This is a genomic window from uncultured Olsenella sp. (assembly GCF_959602185.1).
GTDB classification, from domain to species: domain Bacteria; phylum Actinomycetota; class Coriobacteriia; order Coriobacteriales; family Atopobiaceae; genus Olsenella_I; species Olsenella_I phocaeensis.
Window position 1 is genome coordinate 44,619 of record NZ_CAUGRZ010000004.1, and the last position, 24,082, is coordinate 68,700.

Annotated in this window: 20 protein-coding genes and 1 tRNA gene; 8 read left to right on the top strand and 13 right to left on the bottom strand. The window is 67.0% G+C overall.

All coding sequences use genetic code 11. From position 1 onward, the window contains the following. Nucleotides 1-137 precede the first annotated feature (137 nt). A complete protein-coding gene (locus Q5923_RS04065; protein WP_303132313.1) occupies nucleotides 138-566 on the top strand; it encodes a hypothetical protein in 429 nt (142 codons plus the stop codon). Nucleotides 567-840: 274 nt separating this feature from the next. On the opposite strand, the gene Q5923_RS04070 is transcribed toward Q5923_RS04065, so the two are convergent. The 8 genes from Q5923_RS04070 to Q5923_RS04105 all read right to left on the bottom strand — a co-directional run bounded on the left by Q5923_RS04070 (nucleotide 841) and on the right by Q5923_RS04105 (nucleotide 8,182). Further along, complete coding sequence (locus Q5923_RS04070) at nucleotides 841-1,272, bottom strand: heat shock protein transcriptional repressor HspR (RefSeq protein WP_062531479.1); 432 nt, start codon at nucleotides 1,270-1,272, stop codon at nucleotides 841-843. After that, nucleotides 1,262-2,218, bottom strand: a complete 957-nt coding sequence (locus Q5923_RS04075) for a DnaJ C-terminal domain-containing protein (RefSeq protein WP_062531480.1) — start codon at nucleotides 2,216-2,218, stop codon at nucleotides 1,262-1,264. The genes Q5923_RS04070 and Q5923_RS04075 overlap by 11 nt, the downstream gene beginning before the upstream one ends. Before the next feature lie 63 nt (nucleotides 2,219-2,281). Next, complete coding sequence (locus Q5923_RS04080) at nucleotides 2,282-3,052, bottom strand: nucleotide exchange factor GrpE (RefSeq protein WP_303132316.1); 771 nt, start codon at nucleotides 3,050-3,052, stop codon at nucleotides 2,282-2,284. Between the two features lie 83 nt (nucleotides 3,053-3,135). Next, entirely contained in the window at nucleotides 3,136-5,121 is a 1,986-nt protein-coding gene (gene dnaK, locus Q5923_RS04085; RefSeq protein WP_303132318.1) for a molecular chaperone DnaK, read from the bottom strand. Nucleotides 5,122-5,388: 267 nt separating this feature from the next. After that, on the bottom strand, nucleotides 5,389-5,751 hold the full coding sequence (locus Q5923_RS04090) for a hypothetical protein (RefSeq protein ID WP_303132320.1): 363 nt from the start codon (nucleotides 5,749-5,751) through the stop codon (nucleotides 5,389-5,391). 96 nt (nucleotides 5,752-5,847) lie between these two features. Further along, nucleotides 5,848-6,288, bottom strand: coding sequence for a hypothetical protein (locus Q5923_RS04095; protein WP_303132321.1), 441 nt, complete (start codon nucleotides 6,286-6,288; stop codon nucleotides 5,848-5,850). 172 nt (nucleotides 6,289-6,460) lie between these two features. Then, nucleotides 6,461-7,708 carry a serine/threonine-protein kinase gene (locus tag Q5923_RS04100; protein ID WP_303132323.1) on the bottom strand — a complete coding sequence of 416 codons (1,248 nt, stop codon included), beginning with the start codon at nucleotides 7,706-7,708 and terminating at the stop codon, nucleotides 6,461-6,463. 3 nt (nucleotides 7,709-7,711) lie between these two features. Further along, nucleotides 7,712-8,182: a hypothetical protein gene (locus Q5923_RS04105; RefSeq protein WP_050796593.1), complete on the bottom strand. Its 471-nt coding sequence runs from the start codon at nucleotides 8,180-8,182 to the stop codon at nucleotides 7,712-7,714. Nucleotides 8,183-8,362: 180 nt separating this feature from the next. On the opposite strand from Q5923_RS04105, the gene yfcE reads away from it, so the two are divergent. Continuing rightward, nucleotides 8,363-8,929, top strand: a complete 567-nt coding sequence (gene yfcE / locus Q5923_RS04110; RefSeq protein ID WP_303132325.1) for a phosphodiesterase — start codon at nucleotides 8,363-8,365, stop codon at nucleotides 8,927-8,929. Between the two features lie 84 nt (nucleotides 8,930-9,013). Here yfcE and Q5923_RS04115 read toward each other — a convergent pair whose 3' ends face one another. Beyond that, nucleotides 9,014-10,015: a helix-turn-helix transcriptional regulator gene (locus Q5923_RS04115; RefSeq protein WP_303132326.1), complete on the bottom strand. Its 1,002-nt coding sequence runs from the start codon at nucleotides 10,013-10,015 to the stop codon at nucleotides 9,014-9,016. 598 nt (nucleotides 10,016-10,613) lie between these two features. On the opposite strand from Q5923_RS04115, the gene metA reads away from it, so the two are divergent. Further along, nucleotides 10,614-11,585 (top strand): homoserine O-succinyltransferase, encoded by a 972-nt coding sequence (gene metA, locus Q5923_RS04120; protein WP_009278226.1) that lies wholly within the window; start codon nucleotides 10,614-10,616, stop codon nucleotides 11,583-11,585. Between the two features lie 89 nt (nucleotides 11,586-11,674). Here metA and Q5923_RS04125 read toward each other — a convergent pair whose 3' ends face one another. Next, nucleotides 11,675-12,337, bottom strand: a complete 663-nt coding sequence (locus Q5923_RS04125; protein WP_009278227.1) for an orotidine 5'-phosphate decarboxylase / HUMPS family protein — start codon at nucleotides 12,335-12,337, stop codon at nucleotides 11,675-11,677. A 190-nt stretch (nucleotides 12,338-12,527) separates the two neighbouring features. On the opposite strand from Q5923_RS04125, the gene Q5923_RS04130 reads away from it, so the two are divergent. Together Q5923_RS04130 and Q5923_RS04135 are read left to right on the top strand one after the other, a co-directional pair. Further along, entirely contained in the window at nucleotides 12,528-14,228 is a 1,701-nt protein-coding gene (locus tag Q5923_RS04130; RefSeq protein WP_303132327.1) for a DEAD/DEAH box helicase, read from the top strand. A 254-nt stretch (nucleotides 14,229-14,482) separates the two neighbouring features. Beyond that, entirely contained in the window at nucleotides 14,483-17,302 is a 2,820-nt protein-coding gene (locus tag Q5923_RS04135; RefSeq protein WP_303132328.1) for an acetoacetate decarboxylase family protein, read from the top strand. 158 nt (nucleotides 17,303-17,460) lie between these two features. On the opposite strand, the gene Q5923_RS04140 is transcribed toward Q5923_RS04135, so the two are convergent. Next, complete coding sequence (locus tag Q5923_RS04140; RefSeq protein WP_303132330.1) at nucleotides 17,461-19,323, bottom strand: carbon starvation protein A; 1,863 nt, start codon at nucleotides 19,321-19,323, stop codon at nucleotides 17,461-17,463. Between the two features lie 406 nt (nucleotides 19,324-19,729). Between Q5923_RS04140 and Q5923_RS04145 the strand changes: the two genes are divergently transcribed. Continuing rightward, nucleotides 19,730-21,097 carry a class I SAM-dependent rRNA methyltransferase gene (locus Q5923_RS04145; RefSeq protein WP_303132332.1) on the top strand — a complete coding sequence of 456 codons (1,368 nt, stop codon included), beginning with the start codon at nucleotides 19,730-19,732 and terminating at the stop codon, nucleotides 21,095-21,097. 348 nt (nucleotides 21,098-21,445) lie between these two features. On the opposite strand, the gene Q5923_RS04150 is transcribed toward Q5923_RS04145, so the two are convergent. Both Q5923_RS04150 and tadA read right to left on the bottom strand, forming a co-directional pair. Continuing rightward, nucleotides 21,446-22,432 carry a threonine/serine dehydratase gene (locus tag Q5923_RS04150; protein ID WP_234946908.1) on the bottom strand — a complete coding sequence of 329 codons (987 nt, stop codon included), beginning with the start codon at nucleotides 22,430-22,432 and terminating at the stop codon, nucleotides 21,446-21,448. Between the two features lie 175 nt (nucleotides 22,433-22,607). Then, nucleotides 22,608-23,117 carry a tRNA adenosine(34) deaminase TadA gene (gene tadA / locus Q5923_RS04155; protein WP_072500290.1) on the bottom strand — a complete coding sequence of 170 codons (510 nt, stop codon included), beginning with the start codon at nucleotides 23,115-23,117 and terminating at the stop codon, nucleotides 22,608-22,610. 62 nt (nucleotides 23,118-23,179) lie between these two features. Here tadA and Q5923_RS04160 point away from each other — a divergent pair. Both Q5923_RS04160 and Q5923_RS04165 read left to right on the top strand, forming a co-directional pair. Next, a tRNA-Ser gene (locus Q5923_RS04160) sits at nucleotides 23,180-23,270 on the top strand. Between the two features lie 204 nt (nucleotides 23,271-23,474). Continuing rightward, nucleotides 23,475-24,026, top strand: a complete 552-nt coding sequence (locus tag Q5923_RS04165) for a LemA family protein (protein ID WP_009278234.1) — start codon at nucleotides 23,475-23,477, stop codon at nucleotides 24,024-24,026. The last annotated feature ends 56 nt before the right edge of the window (nucleotides 24,027-24,082 follow it).

The window sequence follows — 24,082 nt, forward strand, 5'->3', positions numbered from 1 at the left end:
CCCAGGCCTGCGGCGGACGGGGCGCAACGCGGCCCCCGGCTCGCGACAACAATCCCCGCATCGCGGCACCCGAACGCCTCGACGGGCTGTCCCAGAAGCAGACCCGCGTACCCGACATCATGTTTGTGGGCAGTGGAGTGGGAATCAACTACGACGGGGGCATGCACTACGACCTGCGGAGCATTGCCGAGGCCACGACGATGGAGCCCAACGAGGCGGACGAGGCGCTTGCCGCCGTCAGACGCGCGATCGTCGACGACAAGCGCCGCGACCGCGACCTCTGGCTACGCGGCCTCACGGTGCTACCCGCCACGAGCGAGGACCTGTACCAACCCCGAGGCCCGGACCGTCTCATGGGGCAGGTCATGGAGGCGATCGAGCGAACGGCCGGCAGGGACCTCTCACTGCAGAGGAGCGTCCTGACCAGACAGCCCTTCGTGCGGGAGCGGCAGCGGCTGGTCTGGTCGCTTCTTCCAGGCGAGAGGGGGCGGCGCATCTCACAACAGCTCGTCCGGGAGCTCCAACGCCCTCAGGGGCACGTCGAGAGCTGCATCATCGCGCTGTGACAAGGAGTGGGAGCTTGGATGAGATGGCACGATGGCACCCCCGTCCAAAATCGGACATGTTGGTGTGCACAATGCTCGAATCTGAAAGCATTTCTCGCCAAAAAAAGTCCTTTTATCAGTGATTTCGCTCGTTTGTGTACACTAATCGCGTAAAAGGGACGACGACCGGAGTCGCGTGCGCCCAGCGCGACACAAAGGGCAGACCCAGACCAGACGAGAGGGGCATCACGGACAGAGTCGCGATGCCCCCTGCCTGGTGCGAACGTCGCCGCCGCTACTCGTCATCGTCCTCGAGGTGGGTCTCCAGGAGTCCGCGCATGACCTGTTCGGGACCCGTGCCGTCGTAGCGGGCAAGCGCCGTGATGCGCTCACGCATGCGAAGCTCGTGGATATCGTCCTCGAGCGAGCGGACCCGCGCGCGCAGCTCGTCTATCTCCTTGTCGCGCTTGAGGGCGCGCTCACGCATGTCCAGGATGCGCACGACGCCCGCGAGGTTGATGCCCTCGTCGGTAAGCTTGCTGATCAGGTTGAGGCGTTCGATGTCGCCTTGGGAGTACAGCCGCGTGTTGCCACGCGAGCGGCCGGGGTTGACCAGGCCCTTCTGCTCGTAGACGCGCAGGGTCTGCGGATGCATGCCGGTCAGCTCGGCCGCAACGCTGATCATGTAAAGCGGCTTGTCCTTGCCGCTCGCGTCGCTACGCGCCATATGCCTCGACGTCCTTTCTGTAGTCACGGCCGTCGGCATCACGCAGGGCCTCCAGCGCGTCACGCTCCTTTTGCGAGAGTCGCGTGGGCACCTTGACCCTCACGGTCACGTACAGGGCGCCACGGGATCCCTTGCGACGCACATCGGGGGCGCCCAGCTCCTTGAAGCGGAAGGTCTTGCCGTCCTGCGTGCCTGCGGGAACCTTGAGGCGGACTTCCGCCCCCTCGGGCGTCGGCACGTCGATGGTGGCCCCCAGGGCAGCCTCGAAGGCGCTCACCGGAAGCTCCATGCGCACGTCGGCCCCGTCGCGCTTGAAGAGCGGGTGCTCGGCCACGCGGGTCGTCACCACGAGGTCGCCGCGGGCACCGCCGTTGGTCCCGTACTCGCCACGTCCACGATAGCGCAGCTTGCCACCATCGATTGCCCCGGCGGGGACCTTGACGTTGAGGGTCTGGCGCTCGCCCGTCGAGGGAATCGAGTAGCTGATCTTGCGCTGCTCGCCCGCAAAGGCGGCCTCCGCGCTCACGTCTATGGTGGCGGTTATGTCCCGGCCCTTGGAAGGACGGTTGGCGGCGGCCTGCCCACCGAAGATCGACGAGAAGTCGAAGCCAGGGAAGGCGCCGTCACCGTTGCGGATATTGTCGAAGATGTCGCCCCAGTCGGCCCCGCCCACGTTGGTGGTGTAGCTGTAGCCGCCGCTCCTGCCGCCCGCACCACCAAATCCCGAGCCGGGCATGCCACCAAACATCAGCATCTGGTCATACTCGCGACGCTTCTGGGTGTCAGAGAGCGTCGTGTACGCCTCGCTGACCTCCTTGAACTTTGCCTCGTCACCACCCGCGTCGGGGTGATACTTGGCAGCGAGCTTGCGAAAGGCCTTCTTGATGTCGTCCTGGCTGGCGTCGCGCTTCACGCCCAAGACGTCGTAGTAGTTCTTGTCTGCCATAGAAGCCAACGCCTCCTTCCTGGTGGCAGCGCCCGGACTTGGGCCCGGGCGCGCCAAGTGCGACTACTCCTTGACCTCGTCGTCGCCCGTGGGCTCGCCCTCCGGCTCGGGACGCTTGGGCCCGCCATAGGTCACCGTGACCATGGCCGTACGAATCACCTTGCCGCCCATGCGATAGCCCCTCTGGTACACCTGGGCCACCGTCTCGTCATAGGCCTCGGTGTTCTCCTCGCGACCTACGGCCTGGTGGACCAGAGGATCAAAGGGCTCGCCGGCTGGGTCGATGACCTCGACGCCCTCCTTGCCCAGGACGGAGACCATCTTGTCGTGCACCGCGTCGACGCCGGCGACGAACTGCAGCAGGGCCTCGTCGCCATCGGCGGTCTGTGCCGCATGGGCGGAGGCGCGCTCCATGTCGTCGAGGACCGGAAGCAGGTTGAGCACGAGCTTCTCGGCCGCGCGTTCCCTCTCGGCCAGGCGTTCCTGCGCAGTGCGGCGGCGGTAGTTGTCCCAGTCGGCCTGCAGACGCGTCAGTCGGTCAGTCGAGTCCGCGGCCTCCCTCTGTGCCGCGGCGACCTTGTCCGCGACCTCGTCGAGCTGCCGTTGGAGGTCGTCGCGCTCCTGACGGACCTTGTCGGCATCGGCCTTGAAGTCGGCCTCAGCCGCCTGCTCGCCTGCGCGCTTCGCCGCCTCCACCAGGTCCTCCTCGCTGGACTCCTCCTCGGGCGCGGCGTCAGCGACCACCTCCGGCTCGACCGCCGGCTCGCCCTCGGCCGCCGTGGCCTCGACGACGTCCTCGTCCCTCATGTCATCACCCTCGATAGGCACCTTCACGTCACCCTCCTCGGGCTGCCAAAGGGGCGGCCGCAAGGGCCGCCCCAGCCAACATCTTGTCCTAGGGCCTAGGCGGCCTTGGCCTACTGGTTGTTCTTGTCGTCGTCCACGACTTCGTAGTCGGCGTCGACGACGTCGTCGGTCGAGCTTCCGCCGGTAGCGGAGGTCTGGGCCTGGGTGTCGGAGTAGACGATCTCGGCCAGCTTGTGCCCGACCTCCTGGAGCTTCTCGCCCGCGGCCTTGATGGCGTCGACGTCAGTGCCGTCGAGTGCCTTCTTGGCTGCGTCGACCGCGTCCTGGACCTCCTTCTTCTGGTCCTCGGACACCTTGTCGCCCAGGTCCTTCAGCGTCTGCTCGGTGCTGTAGCACAGCGAGTCGGTCTGGTTGCGGACCTCGATCTCGTCCTTGTGCCTCTTGTCCTCCTCGGCGTGGGACTCGGCGTCCTTGACCATGCGGTCGACCTCGTCGTCCGAGAGCGCGGTGGAGCCAGAGATCGTGATCTGCTGCTGCTTGCCGGTGCCCTTGTCCTTGGCGGTGACCTTCACGATGCCGTTGGCGTCGATGTCGAAGGTGACCTCGATCTGGGGCACGCCGCGGCGTGCGGCGGGGATGCCGGTCAGGTTGAACTTGCCCAGGCTCTTGTTGTCACGAGCCATCTCGCGCTCGCCCTGCAGGACGTTGATCTCGACGGAGGTCTGGTTGTCGGCCGCCGTGGAGTAGACCTCGGTCTTGCTGGTGGGAATCGTGGTGTTGCGGTCGATCATCTTGGTCATGACGCCGCCCATGGTCTCGACGCCCAGCGAGAGCGGGGTGACGTCGAGCAGCAGGATGCCGGACACGTCGCCGGTGAGCACGCCGCCCTGGACGGCAGCGCCGTCGGCGACGACCTCGTCGGGGTTCACGGACATGTTGGGCTGCTTGCCGGTCATGGTCTTGACCAGGTCCTGCACGGCGGGCATGCGAGAGGAGCCGCCCACGAGGATGACCTCGTTTACCTCAGAGATCTGCAGGCCGGCGTCCTGGAGGGCCTTGGTGACGGGGCCCTTGCAGCGGTCGAGCAGGTCACGGGTGATGCGCTCGAACTCGGCGCGGGTCAGCGTGTAGTTGAGGTGCTTGGGGCCGGTGGCGTCGGCGGTGATGAAGGGCAGGTTGATGTCTGCCTGCTGGGCGCTGGAGAGCTCCTTCTTGGCGTTCTCGGCGGCCTCCTTCAGGCGCTGCAGCGCCATGGGGTCACGACGCAGGTCGATGCCCATCTCCTGCTGGAACTTGTCGGCCATCCAGTCGATGACGCGCTGGTCCCAGTCGTCGCCGCCCAGATGGTTGTCACCGTTGGTGGCCAGGACCTCGACGACTCCGTCGGCAAGGTCGAGCAGGGATACGTCGAAGGTGCCGCCGCCCAGGTCGAAGACCAGGACCTTCTGGTCGATGTCCTTCTTGTCGAGGCCGTAGGCGAGGGCCGCCGCCGTGGGCTTGTTGACGATGCGCTGGACGTTGAGGCCGGCAATCTTGCCGGCGTCCTTGGTGGCCTGGCGCTGGGCGTCGTTGAAGTAGGCGGGGACGGTGATGACGGCGTCGGTGACGGGCTCGCCCAAGTACTTCTCGGCGTCGGCCTTCATCTTGGCTAGAATCATTGCGCTGATCTGCTCGGGGGTGAAGTCCTCGCCGTCGATCTCGACCACGGCACGGTTGCCGGTACCGCCCTTCACGGAGTAGGGGACGGTCTTGAGCTCGGAGCTGACCTCGTCGTAGCGACGGCCCATGAAGCGCTTGATGGAGAAGACCGTGTTCTTGGGGTTGGTGACTGCCTGGTTCTTTGCGGCCTTGCCCACGATGCGGTCGCCGTCGGCGCGGAAGCCCACGACGGACGGGGTGGTGCGGTCGCCCTCGGCGTTGACGATGATGGTGGGCTCGCCGCCCTCGAGGACTGCCATCGCGGAGTTGGTGGTGCCAAGATCGATACCCAGAATCTTGCCCATTGCGATTCCCTTCTGTCTCTCCCTTGGCCCCTGGGGCGGGGAGCTTGTCTGCCCTTGTGCTGCCGCCGAGTCGCCGACGGAGCCTTCGTACATTGCGATTGTTCCCGCGGTATCTGATTCTATACGCAATCTAAGTCTCTACACATTAGATTTTTTGTTCTCTCATGAGTGAGGAATCTTGAGCCACCCAGAGGGGGTGGTCACTCGCCGACAATCGAGCTTGTGGCGACGCATCGCCTGCGGGGAACGACGCCCATGGGTGGGTGGGGCGGCACGGAACAGGGTCGTGCCACAAGAAGGGGTCCGCGGCAGCTCGCCTCGGACCCCGATACACGTGCACCGTCTGGCAGCGCGAGTTCGCTACTCTTCCCCCTCTTCCTTCCCCGCCTTCCTGAGCTGGGAGAAGCCAACGAACGAGAGTACGGTCTGGGCGACCACGAAGAAGAAGTACATGGGGAAGAGAACCATCGCCACGGCGTAGAGGATGGCTCCCACCAAGGCGAAAGAGGGCTTGTGCATGAAGAGCCCGAGCCCGTTGAAGATGACCGCCACGGCAGTGGATGCCAGGTGGGGCATGACGAGGTAGGTCGCAATCGCGGCGCCAGCTCGATAGGCGGTCGTCCCCGAGGAGCCCGCACCACCCCAGTAGTAGACGCTGTACAGGAGGTACAGCGCCCCCAACACGAACGAGATGAGCAGCAGTACGTTGAGCTTCTTCTTCACAATTCCCTCTTTCCCCGAGGACCTTTCTCTTTGCTGGCTGCTGCCAGGACAAAAGAGATGGTAGGGGCGAGAGAACCCCCGTTCATTAGCTGTCAGCTAACTGTTCGCGAGCGGGCCACCCGGAGCCGCGCCGCCCATGAGGGGCCGCTCCCCCTGCTCCCAGAGGAGATGGTCGCAGCAGGTCACGCCCATCCCGCGCTCGAGGCAGAAGGCGATGACCACATCCCGGCGGCGGTCGGGCCTGAGGGCGCTCAGGCCGCCGCGTTCCAGGGCGTCGCTCGCGTCCTCCACGCCCAGCCCCATCCCGAAGCAGACCTGGAGGAGCTTGTCACGCGTGGGGTTTCGCGACCCAGAGAGGATCTGATACGCGTAGGTGTGATTGAGGCCCGAGCGCCCCACGACCGCGCCACGCGAGAGCGAGCGCTCGCGCAGGGCGTCATCCGCCCAGCCGGCAAAGTTTCGGTCGTCAAACGGCGCGCTTTCCAACGCGCGCCTGACGTCCGAACCGCAGTCCCTCAAGAAGCCCCACTCATCCATTGCACAACCCCTTTCGCGTGAAAGGGTAGGTGGCGCGACGCGGCGATTCATTAGCTGGCAGCTCATTGTTTCGCGGAAGGGCCACGTGGCGCAGGGGTGGGGAGCGGCCGCGCGGCCAGGCGCACCCAAGGCAGAGCAGCCTCCGCGCCACGCGCGACATTGCGCAAAGGGCCTAGACGAGACCGGCCGCCTGGGCAAGGATCTGTAGCGCGAGCATAATCGCAAAGCCTGCGAAAAGCTCCTCCGCCACACGAAGCAGCAGACGCCTCGGGAGCGCGCCCCGATCCAGACCCGCGTACTCCCCCACCCCTGCCACGGCGCAAGCGAGCTCGTAGGAGGGGAGGAGTATCCACCAGGCCATGAGCACGAGGTACGAGATGGCGGCAAGCGACTCCTGGGCAATCCCCACCTGCCGTCCCACCTGCTCTGGCATGCCAAGGAGACCCGCGGCGAACACCACGAGGAGGACCACCGCGAACACGAGCGCGACGGTCTTGCGCACGGAGCGAGGCGCACGGAGCAGCGCCAGAACGGTCGGGGCGAGCTCCATCCAGACGTGGAGCGAGTGGGGGGCGAGGCTCCGGTCGCCCTTGGGGCGCAGCTCGACGGCCGGCACGGCAGCGGGTCCCTCCCGATCATCCTGTCCCGCCGTGCCCGAACCTTCGGCGCAGGAGCGCAACTCAGCCATGAGCTCTGCCGCAGACTGAGGGCGCGCGCTGGGCTCAAGCGACCGGGCACGGCCTATCAGCCCGACCACCTCCCCTGGCACGGCGGCGAGTCCCAACGCAGGATCGAAGCCCCTCTCGCCTGGCCAGGTAGCTGTGAGCATGTAGGCGAGCACGCTCGCCAAGGAGTACACGTCGGACCTAGCGTCGGTCTGGGCGAAGCCGAACTGCTCTGGTGCGGCAAAGCCCCAGGTGCCCAGGAGCGTCGTGTCTCGCCCCGCCTCGTCCGAGCGCAGGCGCGCGATGCCCAGGTCTATGAGGTGGGCGCATCCCCCGCCATCCACGATGACGTTCTTTGGCGTGATGTCGCGGTGTATGATGCCATGCTCGTGGAGCGCCTGTGCGGCGGAGCAGATTCCGTCCATGAGCCGCACCGCCCTCGGCAGGGAGAGCGGTCCCTCCCGCGTCACGAGGCCCTCGAGAGACTCCCCGTCCACGTACTCGAGCACCACGGCCAGGCGGTCAGGAAGGCGGTAGACGGTCTCCACTCGGGGAAGCCCCGGCTCGTCAACGCCCAGCAACGTGCCCCAGAGCCCAGGTGCGGCGAGTCCGCCAGCGAAGTACTTGCGCACGAAGAGGCCAGCCCCACCAAGGGTCACGAGCTCGGTCCTGAGCCCCTCTCGCTCGGAAAGCACCCGCTCGACCTTGTAGGCGTCGTCCAGCACAAGGGCGTGCAACACCTCTCCCTCGTCCACGCGTCAGCCCTCCGCAGGCAGGAGGGTCTCTTCCCCCATGCGGTAGAGCTCGTCGTCGCAGTCCTCGCGGCTGAGCCCGCGCTCGAGGCAGAAGATGACGATCGCGTCGCGCCGCCGGCGACTCCACAGCTCCGCATGCCCCGCCAGACGCAGTAGCCTCTGGGCCTCGTGCAGGGTGCAGCCCATGCCGAAGGCGAGCATCAGGGCCCTGTCGCGCCCGATGTGCCGCGTGCCTTGGAAGACCTGGTAGCCAAAGGTGGCGTTGAGTCCGGCGGCGGCAATGGCCTGCGCGCGCCCGAGGCCCTTCCGCTCCAGGAGGTCGCGCAGGTACTCGGCGAGGTCGCGCCCCTCGAGGTCGGGCTCGACGGCGCTGAGATAGCCCTCTATCGAGGTGGACGCGAGCAGGCGCTCGAGGAGCTCCTCGGTCACGTGCTCGTGGCCGCAAGAATCGACCTCCGACCGCTCTTTGGCCATGCGCTTCCCTTCCCCGTTTCCCAGGAGAGACCATCATAGCCCCCACCTGGGATGCAAGCAGACTCCACCCGGGACGCGCGCGGCCCCGGGGATGCGGGCGCTTGCGCTAAGCTCGACTGCACGCCAGAAGACATCGTCGGACGAGAGAAGACCTCGTCCTCGGCCCTTGGGAGGCACCACATGAAGCTGCTCCTCGCCTCTGACATCCACGGTGCGGCAGACCGCTGCGCCCGCCTCATGGACGCCATCGATGCGGAGCGGCCCGACCGCGTGGTGCTCCTGGGAGACCTCCTCTACCACGGGCCCCGCAACGACCTGCCCGCCGACTACGCCCCCAAGCGCGTCATCCAGATGCTCAACTCCATCGCGGACCAGGTCATAGCCGTGCGCGGCAACTGCGACGCCGAGGTGGACCAGATGGTCCTGGACTTCCCCTGCATGACCGACCACAACCTGCTCTGGGACCCTGCCGCTCCCAACCCCGTGACCGGCGGCATGGGTCGCACGCTCTTCCTCACGCACGGGCACGTCTGGGGCGCAGGCTTCCACAACTCCGTCGACCACCTGCCCCTGCTGCCCGATGGCGCGGCGCTCATGTACGGGCACACGCACCGGAAGGTCAACGAACCCGCGCCGGGCAACCCCAACGTCTGGTGCTTCAACCCTGGCAGCGTGGGCATTCCCAAGGACGGCAGCAGCAGCTACGGCCTCTGGCTGGACGGGCGCCTCGAGCACCGCGAGCTCTAGGACGATGGAGCGGGTCCCTCCGCCATGCTGCCCCCGGCGCAGGGACCCCACCTCAGCTTGCCCCGACGCGATCCCATGTCCGAGCTAGTGCCTTGACCTTAGGTCACGCTCCCACACGGCGACACCCGCGCACGCAATGCCACCGATCGCCCAAGGCAGCCAGAAGAATTCATTCGGCGACCCGTTGGCGCCGTTGAGGTCGATGGACGTGAACAACAGGACCAGCGCCAGCGCGGTCGCGGCGAGCATGATGATGGCGCAGATCGCCCCAACCCTGCGATTCCCGCGCCTTACCGCCAGCGCACGCTCGAGCCCCTCTCCCTCGAGCGCCTCCGCAATCTCGTCCTCGCTGAGCTCGTCCAAGGCGTCCTCGTTGTAGCTGGCAAGGTTCACGCGCTCGCCCATCACGAGGGAGTAGACCAGAGTCCCGACACCCGCCGCGACGCAGAGCAGCATGGACACTGCCCAGACGTTTGCGTCCCCCAGAAGCACCGGAAACAAGATCCCGAGGAGTATCGCCCCGACGCCTAGGGCGATGCCCCGCCCCATGAGGCCCCGCGCGTCGGCACGCTGCTCTGGGGTATAGAAGTCCTCCACGAAGGGATGCTCCTTCTGGAAGGCCGTGTGGGCCATCACGGTTGGCACGATAAGCGCCACGCCAAGGGCCACGAAGGCAAAGAGGGCCAGCGTCGAGAGCGCGCTTGGGTCTGCCAGGGCCCCTGCGGGGTTGACCCCGTCAAGGAGCGCACCCAGCGCCACGCCCACGATGATGGCCGAGACGCCCAGGGCCATGCGCCGGGCAAAGGAGCGCACGTGCTCGTCGTAGCCACATACGTCCGTGGCGGGTCCAGGCGAGACGAGCTCGGACCTCGGTGGTTCGACGTCCGTAAGGTCACCCTTCACGAGCTCGTCCAGGGTGCAGCCGAAGATGTCGCAGAGCTTGAGGAGCTTGTCCATCTCGGGGTAGGCCTTCTCGGCCTCCCACTTGGTCACCGACTGGCGGCTCACGCCCACCAGCATGGCAAGCTGCTCCTGGGTCATGTTGCGCGTGGCGCGCAGGTGCTGAAGGTTGTCTCGGAAGCTCATGGTGTTTCCCTCTGCCTTGCCGCCCGCGGCGGCCCCAACGTCTTCTGTGCCGGCACTTTCGAATCTATGGTAGCCGGGCGTCCCCGGCCACCAACCCGAGGCTGCTTTTTATGGAATGTCAGGGCACCGGACGGTTGCGGGTCGCAGCTCAGAGGTTGCAAAGACCCACCGGGAGGGTTGCCAGAGGGTCCATCTTGCCTCTCGCCACATGCAGGTGCAGAACGGCCCCGGTGGAGGTCTGGTTGTCGGATGGTCCATCTTGTCTTTCGCCACACAAAGAGGTCGAAATCCGCCAAAAAGTGTGGCAGAAAACAAGATGGATGCCTCCGCACGAAGAGGCGCGCGTCGAACTCGAAAATCACCATGGCCCCGCGCGGACGTCCTCGCGCCAAAGGGGCACGATGACGAGGGGCGGTTCCCGGGCGAGAGGGGCCGCGGCGCCACTCGCGACGACCACGCCAGGACTGCGCCATGGAGTGCCGACCACTGGCCCGCAAATGCCGGCTCGCGCGGCCGAGTCGCGAGCAAGACACGCCGCGCCCCTCTCGCCCGCCTGGTCTATCCTGATAGCGAAAAATCGCGCCGGAACGGAGCCAGCATGCCCATCAACATCCCCGACGGCCTGCCCGCCAAGAAGGTCCTCCGCCAGGAGCGGATTTTCGCCCTGGAGGAGGAGGTCGCCGGGCAACAGCAGATCCGTCCGCTCAACCTGGTGATCTTGAACCTCATGCCCACCAAGATAGAGACCGAGACCCAGATTCTGCGTCTCATCAGCAAGTCCCCCCTGCAGGTGAGCTGCGACTTCATGCGCGTGAGCACGCACGAGTCCACCCACGTCTCGCAGGACCACCTGGTGAAGTTCTACGACTGCTTCGAGGCCTACGAGGACAAGAACTACGACGGCATGATCATCACCGGCGCTCCGGTGGAGCAGCTGCCCTACGAGGCCGTCGACTACTGGGACGAGCTCTGCCGGATCATAGACTGGTCGCAGGGGCACGTGCTCAGCACCATGTATCTCTGCTGGGGCGCGCTTGCCGGCCTCTGGCACCTCTACCGGATTCCCAAGAGGCAGCTTCCCGCCAAGCTCTTCGGCGTCTTTCCCCAGCGGCTCTGCGACGAGTACAGCTTCCTCACCAACGGCTTCGACGAGATGCATAACATGCCCCACTCGCGCCATGCCGCCATCGACGCAGGCGAGCTGGCCAACCACCCCGAGTTGCACGTGCTCAGCGAGGGTTTCTCCAGCGGACCCTCGCTCATCGCGACCCGCGACTTCCACGAGGTGTACGTAACCGGCCACTACGAGTACGGGCGCGACACCCTGAGCGACGAGTACTGGCGCGACTTCAAGCGCGGGCTTCCCATCCGCGTGCCCCAGAACTACTTCCCCGACGACGACCCCGAGCGGCAGCCCATCTTTACCTGGCGAGCCCATGCAAACCTGCTGTACCGCAACTGGCTCAACTGGGTGTACCAGATGACGCCCTACGACCGGGCGGACATTCCGGCACAAATCCGCACGCTCAAGGCGGACTCCGATGGCATGGTGGACAAGTTCGAGGCATAGGGCACGACAAGAGGTCCACCCAGAGCAGGACACGGCAGGCGAGAGGGCCGTGTGTCCGAGAACGCGGCCGCCCCGCGCGCCTACACCGCCTACGCCATCTGGGCCTTGAGCCGCGCGGCCGCGGCGCGTGGGTCGTCAGCCTGCGCGATGGCCCTGCCCACGAGGACGCAGGCAGGGCCAGCAGCAACCACCTGGGCTATGTTGTCGAGCCCGATGTGGCCGACCACCGCGCTCTGGGCGCTCGTCAGGCACTCGTTGAGGCCGCGCAGCAGCTCCAGTGGCGCGAAGGCACCCTCCTCCCCAACGTCCGAGACGGCGCTGAGCTCGTGTCCGTCGGCCCCCAGGCCCGAGGGGACCACAAGCTCCCCCACGCCCAGCGCCTCGAGCTCCACGGCGCGGCAGAGCGGACCCTCCATGCCGGCCAGGTCGCCCACCACACGCCGCCCCATCATCTCGGCCACCCGCAGCACGGCGTCGAAGGTCTGGTTGGAGGCGAGGCCCAGAACGCTCACGGCGTCGGCACCGTAGTCAAAGCACTTCCGCGCGACGTAGCCACCGCTGTGGAAGACCTTCGCGTCGGCGAGCACTACCTTGTCCGGGAAGGCATGCTTCACGTGCCTCACCACCGAAAGCCCCTCCTCCACCAGGAGCGGATAGCCCACCTCGACCACGTCGACGTAGTCACGGGTGTCCAAGATGAGGTCGAGACAGTCCTCCAACCTCAGCGCGTCCAACGTGAGCTGCAGCCTCATGGCAACCTCCCGGGCGATTCGTCGCAACAGGCCTAGCGTAGTCGAGGGTCACGGGGTAATCGTGAGCCTTTGGTGTGCTCGGGCCCTCTGGCGCCATTCGCGCCGCAGACGGCTGCCCCACATGGCCGTCAGGACGCATGGCTCCGACGTCTGCCCTGCAGCACGAGGCAACTTGGGCGATACTTAGGCCATGACTAAGACATTTGCCGAGCTCGGGCTAAACGAGCACATCCTCGCCGGCGTGGAGGAGCTGGGCTTCTCAACGCCGACTCCCGTGCAGGAGCAGGCCATCCCCGCCGTCCTCGCCGGGCGCGACGTGATCGCCTCCGCACAGACAGGCACGGGCAAGACCGCCGCCTTCGCATTGCCGGTCCTGCAGGTCATCGAGCCCCTCTCTCGCGCGGCACGGCAGAGCCGGGCAGCATCCGCCGCCCCCGGCGCAAAGCCGGCTGATGCGGGCGAGAGTGACGACGGCCCTTCGCAGGACGGGGCCACCAGGGCCACACAGGACGACGGACCCGAGGTCCTCGCGGACCGCGTAGAAGACGACTCCGTGCTCTCGGCACCCGTCAACGACGAGGGCGTGATCCAAGACGCCGACGCATCGGGCAAGCCCAGGCGCCGGCGTCGCAGGCATCACAAGAAGGCCGCAGGCGGCGACGCGCCCGCAGACGCCACGAAGGCGGACGCGGACGCCGCGTCCCAGACCAAGCCCGCTCCCGAGACGCAGGACGACTCCCCCACAAAGCGCAAGCGCCGCCGCAGGAAGAAGCCCGTCTCGAAGCGCACGGACGCAACCGCGGACGACTCGCGCGAGAAGGACCCCGACGCCAGGCCCTTCGGCCCCTTCGCCCTGGTGGTGACCCCCACCCGCGAGCTTGCGGCACAGATCGAGGACGTGGTGAGCGTCGTCTGCCGCAAGACCGGACAGAAGACCGTCGTCGTCATGGGTGGCGCCAAGTTCGAGCGCCAGATCCGCGAGCTCGAACGCGGCTGCGACCTGCTCGTGGCGACCCCCGGCCGTCTCATCGACCTCATGGAGCACGAGCATGTGAGCCTGGCGGATGTCAAGGTCCTGGTGCTGGACGAGGCCGACCGCATGCTGGACATGGGCTTCTGGCCCAGCGTGCGCCGCATCGTCAAAGCCTGCCCCGCGGACCGGCAGACACTGCTCTTCTCCGCCACCATCCCGCCCAGCATCAAGGGCACCGTGGACGCCATGCTGCACGACCCTGCGAGCATCGAGATTGCCCGCGTGGGCGAGACGGCCGACACCGTGGAGGAGCACCTCTGCCCCGTCTCGCAGGGGCAGAAGACCCTGCTTCTGGAAGCGCTGCTCAAGACTGGCGGGGCCGCAGGCGAGATCCCCGAGCGCGTGCTGGTCTTCTGTCGCACCAAGCACCGCAGCGACGACCTCGAGAAGTACCTCAAGCGCGCGAGCTTCAGCGTGGACGTCATGCACGCTGACCGCCCCCAGAAGGCCCGCGAGCGAGCACTCGAGCGATTCCGCGAAGGTGCCTGCCAGGTGCTCGTGGCCACCGACGTCATGAGCCGCGGCATAGACGTGAGCGGCATCGACGCCGTGGTCAACTTCGACGTCCCCATGGACCCAGAGGACTACGTCCACCGCATCGGACGCACCGGCCGCGCCGGCGCGACGGGACATGCCTACACCTTCGTCGCGCCCGACGAGATTAGCCCCCTGCGCGAGATCGAGTACTTCACGCACGCGCTCGTCCCGGTATGGGACCTCGGGGGCTTCGACTACGACGCGACGCGCATCGTACCCAACCCGGGGCGCTCCACCACCAAGGCGACGCGCACCATGTTCAGCGGCTCACGCAGCCGGGGGCGTGGCATCAGCTCCGGACGCTACGGCAGGCACTTCTAGACTTTGCGATAAGACGTACGAACATATCAATGACCTGCTTCCGAGGCGCGTTCGCAGTCGTGGACGTGCCTCTTCTCTCCCCTGGCGCCATGGTCACGCGCCACATCCCACATGCCCCATGCCGTCCGCGCCGCAATGCGGGCTTCTCCCCTAATCGCCGCACGTCCCGTCGCCCGTGGTAGCAAGCTAGATGTCACGAGGGGTTGCCTGGGACGCCAGCACTCGACGCCGCAGGCGCGAGGAAGGGGGATCCCATGTACGAGAAGCTCTTCGAGGCGGGGCAGATAGGTGGCCTGAAGCTCAAGAACCGACTGGTCATGACACCCGTGGGCGTGGGCCTGGCCAACCTCGACGGCACGCCGAGCGACGAGATGATCGCCTACTACGAGGCGCGCGCCGCGGGCGGGGCGGGGCTCATCCTGCCCGAGATCTGCCGCGTCGACGACGTGACCGGCCCCGGCCTCCTGCGCCAGATATCCGCCACGCGCGACCGCAACGTCCCCGCGTTGGCGCGCCTCGCGGCGGCAATCCATCGCCATGGCGCGAAGACCATGATCCAGCTCCACCACCCCGGGCGCGAGACCTATAGCTCACTACTGGGCGGTGCCCCCGTGGTCAGCGCCTCGGCCATCCCCTGCAAGCGCTGCAAGCAGGAGACGCGCGCCCTCACCACCGACGAGGTCAGGCACATCATCCGGGAGTTCGTGGACGCCGCCGCGCGTGTCCAGCAGGCGGGCTTCGATGGCGTCGAGCTGCACTGCGCCCACGGCTACCTGCTTGAGCAGTTCCTCTCGCCCTACACCAACAAGCGCGAGGACGAGTACGGCGGGTCCTTCGAGAACCGCCTGCGCATGGTGCTCGAAATCATCTCGGGCATCCGCGAGCGCTGCGGGGAGGACTTCCCCCTGGGCTGCCGCCTCTCGGTCGAGGAGTTCCTCTCTGCCACGGGCGTCACCGAGGACTACATTCACATCCAGGACGGCGTGAGGATCGCCCAGGAGCTCCAGAAGGCCGGCGTCGACTTCATCGACGTCTCCTGCGGCATCTACGAGACCGGCATAACCTCCGTCGAGCCCGTCTCGTACGCCGAGGGCTGGAGGCACGACCTCATCGCCGCCGTGCGCAAGAACGTCTCGATCCCCGTCATAGCGGTGTCGAACTTCCGTGGCCCTGACGTCCCCGAGAGCTTCCTCGAGGAGGGGCTCATCGACTTCGCGGGCATGGGGCGCGCCTGGCTGGCGGACCCCGAATGGGGCCGCAAGGTCCAGGAGGGTCGCGTGGACGAGCTCCGCAAGTGCATCTCGTGCCTGCGCTGCTTCGAGAGCCTCGAGCAGAACGCCGAGGCGGCCATGCCGCTCGAGTGCGCCGTCAACCCGACCTGCGCGGCGGAGCTCCGTTGCGGCAGCCTCGAACCCGACGTCGAGCACCACCATCTCGTTGTGGTGGGGGCAGGTCCCGCCGGTATGTGTGCGGCAGAGACGGCTGCCACGCGAGGCTGCAGGGTCACGCTCCTGGAGGCAGCGCGCGAGCTGGGCGGCGACGTCGTCCTCGCGGCGGCGCCTCCCCTCAAGGAGAAGATGTCCTTCGTGCCCGAGTACTACGCCAAGGTCCTTCCCGACCTGGGCGTGGACATCCACCTGGGAGAGCGCGCGACCGTGGAATCCGTGCTCGCGCTCGAGCCCGACGCGGTGATACTCGCCACCGGCGGGAGCCCCATCGTGCCGCGCTCCATTCCCGGCCTCGACGGCCCCAACGTCGCCTGCGTGCCCGAGGTCCTCACCGGCAGGCGCGAGCTTGCCGGCAAGAGCGTCGTGGTCGTCGGCGCGGGCATGACCGGCATCGAGACCGCCGAATACGCAGCCGAGAAGGGCGCGGCCCACGTCGTCGTGGTGGACATGCTCGACTCCGTCGCGCCTGGCGTCAACCCCGTCAACGTGCTTGACGTCATGGGACGCCTGCGCAAGTACGGCGTGGAGTTCAGGCTGGGACAGAAGCTCGTCAGCGCGGACGCGCAGGGCCTGGCGCTCGAGTCGACGGCGGACGGAAGCGCCTCTCGCCTTGACTGCGACCTCGTCGTGCTCTCGCTGGGCAACCGCCCCAACACCGAACTGCGCGAGGGGCTCGAGGCAGCAGACGTCGAGGTGCGCGTCGTGGGGTCCGCCGTCAAGGACGGGAACATCTCACCCGCCACACACGGTGGCTATGCGGCGGCACGCGAACTCTTCCTCCCACACCGGCCGCAAGCCAGCTTCCATGCCCTGGACGAGGACGTGGCGAAGTTCGGCCAGCCCTCCATCATGGGTGACCAGCGTGGCATCTACATCGCCTTCACCACGACGCCCGAGGCCATCCGCCGCGTCCTGCCACCGGAGCTCACGCCCTTCAAGATGCCCGTCGTGGTCCTCTCGATCAACCACATCAATCGTCCCTCGTTCACGGACGACTACTACGAGGCGATCCTGGGCGTCTACTGCTACGCCGACGAGCAGCTGGGCCAGTACACGCTCTCGCTGCTCCTGGGCGGCAACGGCCAGGAGATGGCCACGCAGCTCGGGCGCGACAACGGCTCCATGCCCAAGAAGATGGGGGCCGAGTTCGTGCTGCGCCGTGACGGCGACGTGGTGACGGCCGAGGTCAGCCGCAGGGGCTGTCAGGTCGCCAGCGTGCGCATGGAGCTCGGCGAGTACAACACGCCCCTCACGCACATGATCTTCCAGGGGCCCGGGGCGGGCGTCACCACCAAGGGATGCGGCTTCTACTACCACTTCGACCGCATGGTGAGACCCGAAGGCGGCGCCGAGCTGACCTCCGGGGCGCTCCTCGGGGCGCTCGTGCAGTACGACTACAAGGAGTGGACGCCGGGCTACGTCACCAAGCTCGAGCTTCGCTCGACTCCGGACGACCCCTGGGGCGAGCTGCCCGTCATCAGCGTCATAGGCGGTGGCCTCTCCACCCTGGACCTCACGGTCTGCGGCATGAGGCGCCTGGCCGACGTGGACGCCAAAGCGATCCTGCCCTACCTGCTCTCCGCCTGGTACGACCGCTCCGCGCTGGGCGAGTGCGGGCGCATCTAGCGAGCGTGTCGGCCCCGTCACAGGTGATCGTCCTGCGACGGGGGTCATGGACGACGAAAAGGGAGTCCCCGCAGCCCAGTCAGAGCTGCGGGGACTCCACCTTTGACACAGTGAGAGGGGCGCTCCTGCCGCGCCGGCAGCCCCGGGGAGGGGCGCGCCTACGCGCGGGCCGCCGCAGACGCGGCGCCTGAGGAAGCGTCCTCCGCGGCGCGGGCAGCGACGTGCTTGCGGCCGAGCTCGGACCACTCGGGCTCCTCGTCGGGCATGGAGCCGGCCTCGGTGGTGAAGAGCTCCTTCAGGCAGTTGTAGGCGACGATCAGGCCCAGGGCCATGAGCAGGACGGCAAAGACCAGCTGCAGGCCCTTGGTGGCCAGCACGTCCACCGTCATCCCCGCGGCAAGCGCCGTGACGCAGCCGTAGGCGCTCATAGCAAGTGAGGTGAAGGTGCTGCAGAGCAGGAAGGCGACGGGCAGGTAGAGCATCCAGCCCTTGCGGCCCGTGGCCTTGCAGAAGACGGCCAGGGTGATCATGGTCATGCCGCCCAGGAGCTGGTTGGAGGCGCCAAAGAGCGGCCAGATGTTGAGGTAGCCGCCAAAGGTGAGCGACAGGCCGATCGCCAGGGTCACGAAGGTGGCAAACCACACGTTGGTCACGACACGATATGCGAGGGACCCCTCTCCAGCCTCCTCGCCGGCGTCGTTGGTCTTGAGGAAGAACTCCTGGAACGAGGTACGGGCGATGCGGGCGACGGCGTCGAGCGAGGTCAGCGCCAATGCCGAGACGTTCATCGTCATGAAGACGGTGGCAAAGCTCGAGTTGATGCCAATCGCGGTCATGCCTCGCGCGACGCCGGCGGCAAAGATCTGGAAGGGCGTGCTCGCGGCGCCGGAGTTGAGGGCGCCGGTTCCTGCCGTGTTCATGTCGCTGAACATAATGGCGGCGACGACCACCGCCAGGACGCCCACGAAGGATTCGAGGACCATGGCACCGAAGCCCACGGGCAGGGCGTCAGCCTCGTTAGAGACCTGCTTCGAGGAGGTTCCGGAGGACACCAGGCTGTGGAAGCCCGAGAGGGCGCCACAGGCGACCGAGACAAAGAGCACCGGGAAGAGGTAGTTGCCCTTGGCGGACAGGGCGTCCAGAGTCTGGGACGAGACGACCATGGGTGCCGTCATCGTGGCCTTGCCGCTCACGCCCAGGACCACGATGCCCACGACGGCACAGGCGATCATGGCCACCATCATGATGGTGGTGAGGTAGTCCCGGGGCTGCTTGAGGGTCTGGATGGGCATGGCGGAGGCGAACACCAAGTAGACCATGACCACGGCGATCCAGGCGTTGAGGCTCAGGTAGATCGGGAAGAGCATGCCGAGGAAGAACATCGCGGCGATGAGCAGGACGGCGAAGGCGAACTGCTTCCAGCCGGAAAGCTCGTACCTGCGGCACATCCAGCCGAAGAGGATGGCGACGAAGGTGAAGAGGATCGAGATGGTGCCGGCGGCGCCAGCGGGATAGGACCTCGCGACGTCCAGGGCGCCGGCCTCGCCCACGCTCATCTTGAAGGTGCCGGCGACCATGGAGGTGAAGGCGGCGACGACGATGCAGCAGAAGAGGAAGCTGAAGAGCAGGAAGAGCCTGCGGCCGGTACGGCCGATGTACTTCTCGATCAGCTGCCCCAGCGACTTCCCGTTGTTCTTGACGGAGGCGTAGAGGGCGCCGAAGTCATGGACGGCGCCAAAGAAGATGCCGCCGACCAGGACCCAGAGCAGCACCGGCAGCCAGCCGAACATCATGGCGACGATGGTGCCCGTGACGGGACCCGCGCCGCAGATGGACGAGAACTGGTGCGCGAAGACGGTGAAGCGCGAGGCGGGGGCGAAGTCGTGGCCGTCCTCCATGCGCACCGCGGGCGTCAGCGCGTCCTCGTCGACCCCCCAGGACTTCGCTAGCCAGCGGCCATACCCGATATAGCCAATGACCAGGACCACCGCAGCAACAACGATCACAAACAGTCCGTTCATAGTAGTTACAACCTCCCTCGCAGGGGTCGCGGCGACGCGTCGCCACTCGTGCCGGCGGGCCTCTCCCGCCCTGGCTGACGCCGCGGCTCCAGTGGGTTGGGCCGAGTCGGACCCCTTGGGGCCACTCCCTCCCCATCCGACGCCGCGGGTGTCTGGCCATGTTAGGGGCCGGATGAGAGGAGCGTGGGCTACGAGGCCCAAGGCGAAACTCGGACGTAACGGTATCCGTCCCCCGCTCGTAACCTTTTGGGGCCGGGGCATGGGACAGGTCGGCCCATGCCCAGCGAACTTGGTGCCTCAAGGCTGTCGGCCAGCAGGGGGCGGCGCGTCGGCCATAATGCAAGACGCGGGACCAAACGAGACGTATTCGCCCGCAGACAGCGCAAGGACCGGAGGGACGCCCAGCATGAAGCAGCTCAGACCCTACCCCCAGGCAATCGTAAGCCGCAAGGCCGCCCGCTCCCTCAAGGCGGGTCACCCATGGGTGTTCGAAGGCGAGGCTCTGGAACTGCGTCCCTCTCCCCTGGACGGGCGTGAGGCCACGAACGGCTGTGCCATCGACCTCTTCGAGGAAAGTGGCACCTGGCAGGGAGTGGGGCTCCTCTCGCTCAAGAGCAAGATCTGCGTGCGCGTGGTGAGCCGCAACGCGAACGACCGGCTCGACGCCGCCTTCTGGTGGCGCAAGCTCCGCTGGGCGTGGGGGCACCGCAAGGCCACCATGGGATCGCGCGCCCTTGCCGGCTGCGAGCCGGACACCAACTGCTGTCGCCTGCTCTTCTCGGAGGCCGACGCCTTCCCCGGCCTCGTGGTGGACCGCTACGAGGACGTGCTCGTGGCGCAGGTGGGCACCGTGGGCATGGAGCTCCTGAGGCCCACCCTCTTCCCGCTCCTGACCCTCGTCCTCGAGGAGGACGGCGTCCGCGTGCGCGGCATCTACGAGCGCTCCGACTCACCCGCCCGCCTGAAGGAGGGGCTCGAGCCCCGCAAGGGCTGGTACGACTTCTCGGCCCCGGAGGCCGTGGACCCGCTCGCGATCGAGGCGAGCGGCGGCGCGCTGGACGGTTGCCTGACGCGGGAGCCCCAAGACGCGCGACTCGTGGTGCACGAGAACGGCCTGGCCTTCGACCTTGACATAGAGAACAGCCAGAAGACCGGCTTCTTCCTCGACCAGAAGTACAACCGCCGCGCCGTGAGGCAGGTCAGCGCGGGGCGACGCGTGCTCGACTGCTTCTGCCACGTGGGGCCCTTCGGCCTCAACGCCGCCGCAGGCGGGGCGGAGTTCGTGCGCTGCGTGGACGTGAGCCAGACGGCGCTCGACCTGGCGGCGCAGAACGCGCGGCTGAACGGGCTCGACGTGAATGCGGACGGGACGCCGCGCATGGGGTTCACCCAGGCAGACGTCCTGGCGTACCTGCCCGAACTCGCGCGCGACAAGGCACGGCTGCGCGCCGAGGGAGGTCCCTTCGACCTCGTCGTGCTGGACCCGCCCGCCTTCACCAAGAGCCGCAGGACCATCGACCACGCGATGCGCGGCTACCGCCAGATCAACCAGGACGCGATGCGGATGCTTCCGCGCGGCGGTTACCTGGCCACCTGCAGCTGCAGCCACTTCATGTCGCGCGAGCGCCTGGCGCAGGCGATCGCGGAGGCGGCACACGGGGCCGGGGTGCAGCTGCGCCAGGTCGAGGAGCGCCAGCAGGCACCGGACCACCCCATCCTCTGGGGCGTGCCCGAGACCCACTACCTGGACTTCTTCATCTTCCAGCTGGTGTAGGCGCACCCCTCGCCCGTTTGCACCACTGCATCCGCGGCGCCCACGGGCCGGCACACACGGCCCGCGTTGTCCGCGCCCTTGTGCACGCGCCACGGACCAAGCACGCCCTTGCGCACGCGCCGCGGGTCAAGCGCGCTCTTGCGCACACGAGACCCACGTGCCAACAGCGCAGACGCAGCTCCGGCTGTGCGTTGGTGCGTGCTCGACAAAAATCGTGTGCGCAACGGCGTGTGCGCTGCGACCTAGCGTGCGTTGATGCGTGCTCGACGTGACTCGATGTGCGCTGAAGCGTGCGCGGCAAGGCGAGGGGCGCGCGGAAGCGTGCCCGACACGCGATGCCAAGTCGGCCTACCCCTCGTCGCCGAAGTCCTCCTCGAGGATGGCCGAGAGCACGTCCGCGTCCAGGTTGCCGCCGCTTATCACCAGTGCGACGTTGTGGCCGCCCACGAGCTCCGCATGCTCTCGCACGGCAGCGACCACCATGGCACTTCCCGGCTCGATGCTCAGCTGCTCGCGGCTCACCATGAACTTGAAGGCGGAGCGGATGGACCTCTCGCTCACTATGATCATCTGGTCGAGGAGGTCGGGCAGCATGTCGAAGGCAATCTGTCCCACGCCGCCCACGATTGCCTCGCAGACGGTCCTCCCCGAGGTCGGGTAGCGGTTGTAGCAGACTCCGTCGCGCAGGGACTGCAGCATGGCCGGGCAGGCGCTGGTCTGCACGCCCACGATGCGCACGTCGGGCCTCATGGCCTTCGCTATGGTGGCGATGCCGGTGATAAGCCCGCCACCGCCCACGGGCACGACGATGGTGTCGACCTCTGGGTTCTGCTCCAGGACCTCGAGCCCGATGGTCCCCTGGCCGCAGTACACGCGCGGGTCGTACTCATAGGGGTCCACGAAGAACATCTCGTTGCGGTCTATGTAGTTGATGCCCAGCGTGATGGAGTCGTCGTAATCCGAGCCCAGCATCATGGAGCGGGCGCCGTAGTAGCGTATGCGGTCGGTCTTGGAATGCGGCGTCCCCATGGGAACGACCACCATGCAGTCGCGGATTCCCAGCTCGCGGGCGGCATAGGCGACGGCAACGCCATGGTTGCCCGTCGAGACCGTGCCCACGCCGTGCCGGCGCTCGCGGTCGCTCAGCCGCGACATGGTGTTGTAGGCGCCACGAATCTTGAAGCTCTTGCCGATCTGCTGGCTCTCGAGCTTGAAGAAGTAGCGCGTGTCTCCTCCGTTGAGATAGACGGCCTCCTCCAGCGGGGTCCGACGCACGTGGTCGCGAATGTGCTCGTATGCCTCGCGTACGTCGTCCGCGTCGAACCACTTGCCCATGCCCATAAGCCCCTTCGCCCGGAATACAGACAAAGATACTTCACTATTGGATAAACAGCGAGAAAAACTGCAGTTACGTGGCGGACGAGCGGTCGCACGGGCAGGGCATGCGTGGCCTCATGCGCCCTAGACGACGTCCGTAAGCGGACGAGCCGGCTCCTGAGCCCGCGCGACCCTACTCGTCCGAGGCCACACCCCTCGCGGCACGCTGCTCCGCACGGCGGGCGCGGAAGAAGTCGCGAAGCAGCTGCGCACACTCATCCTGCAACACGCCACCCACCACCTCGAACTCGTGGTTCAGCCGTCCGTCGTGGCTCACGTCATAGAGCGTTCCCAGCGCGCCGCCCTTGGGGTCTGGGGCACCAAAGACGCAGCGGTCTATGCGGGAGTTGACCATGAGCCCCGCGCACATGAGGCAGGGCTCGAGCGTCACGTAGGCCGTGCAGCCCGTAAGCCGCCAGCGACCCAGCGCCTGCGACGCCTTCACCAGCGCGCTGAACTCGGCATGGGCCGATGGGTCATGGTCGAGCTCGCGCCGGTTGCGACCGCGTGCGACCACCCTTCCGTCGCAGACCACGACGGCGCCGATGGGCACCTCTCCCTCCTGCGCGGCAAGGCGGGCCTCCTCGATGGCCTCGCGCATGAAGGCCTCGTCGACCTCGCGCCGTCGCTCCGCTTCGGCCATCGTCCCCTAGCCTCCCCTCTTCTGCATGGGCTCATGCGCTAGGATATATCCGCGCACCCATTGGAGGGGTGGCAGAGTGGTTGATTGCAGCGGTCTTGAAAACCGTCGAGCGGTAACCCCGTTCCGAGGGTTCGAATCCCTCCCCCTCCGCCATGCGCATCAGCCAGGTCGCCCAGGTGCCTCCCGGTGCGATGGCGTCAGTCCCCTGCCTTACGGTCGCGTCGACATTGAACCCCCGCAATCCGACTTCGTTGCCCCGCGGACATCACATGCCGTCAGGACCACGTCCCAGGTCGAATGTGGGCGGGTCCGGGTATACTTGTCTGACAGGATACGAGCCGCGAGAAGGGAATCGCCATGACGCTCGCCATAATCATCATCGCACTCATCGTGGTGGTGGGAATCTGGTTCATCTCGATCTACAACGGCATCGTCCAGAAGAACAACCGCTGCGACAACGCGTGGGAGACCATCGACACGCAGCTCCAGCGCCGCAACGACCTGATCCCCAACCTGGTCGAGGTCGTCAAGGGCTATGCCAGCCACGAGTCCCAGACCCTCGAAGCCGTGATCAAGGCCCGCTCTGCCGTGAGCTCCGCCGTCACCCCCGAGGACAAGATGGCCGCCTCCAACCAGCTGACCCAGACCCTCGGACACCTCTTCGCCGTCGCGGAGTCCTACCCCGAGCTCAAGGCCAATGCCAACTTCCAGCAGCTCCAGGGCGACCTGACCGACACCGAGAACCGCATCAGCTACGCGCGCCAGAGCTTCAACGACTGCGTGCTCGAGTACAACAACGCCGTCACCACCTTCCCCGGCAACATCGTCGCCGGGTCCAAGTTCCCGCGCCGCAAGGGCTTCGAGGCCGCCGACGCCTCCGTGCGCCAGGCGCCCCAGGTCAAGTTCTAGAGCCTTAGCCTCCTTCCCCCTCGCACGAGCGGAGCCCGGCCGGATCATCCCGACCG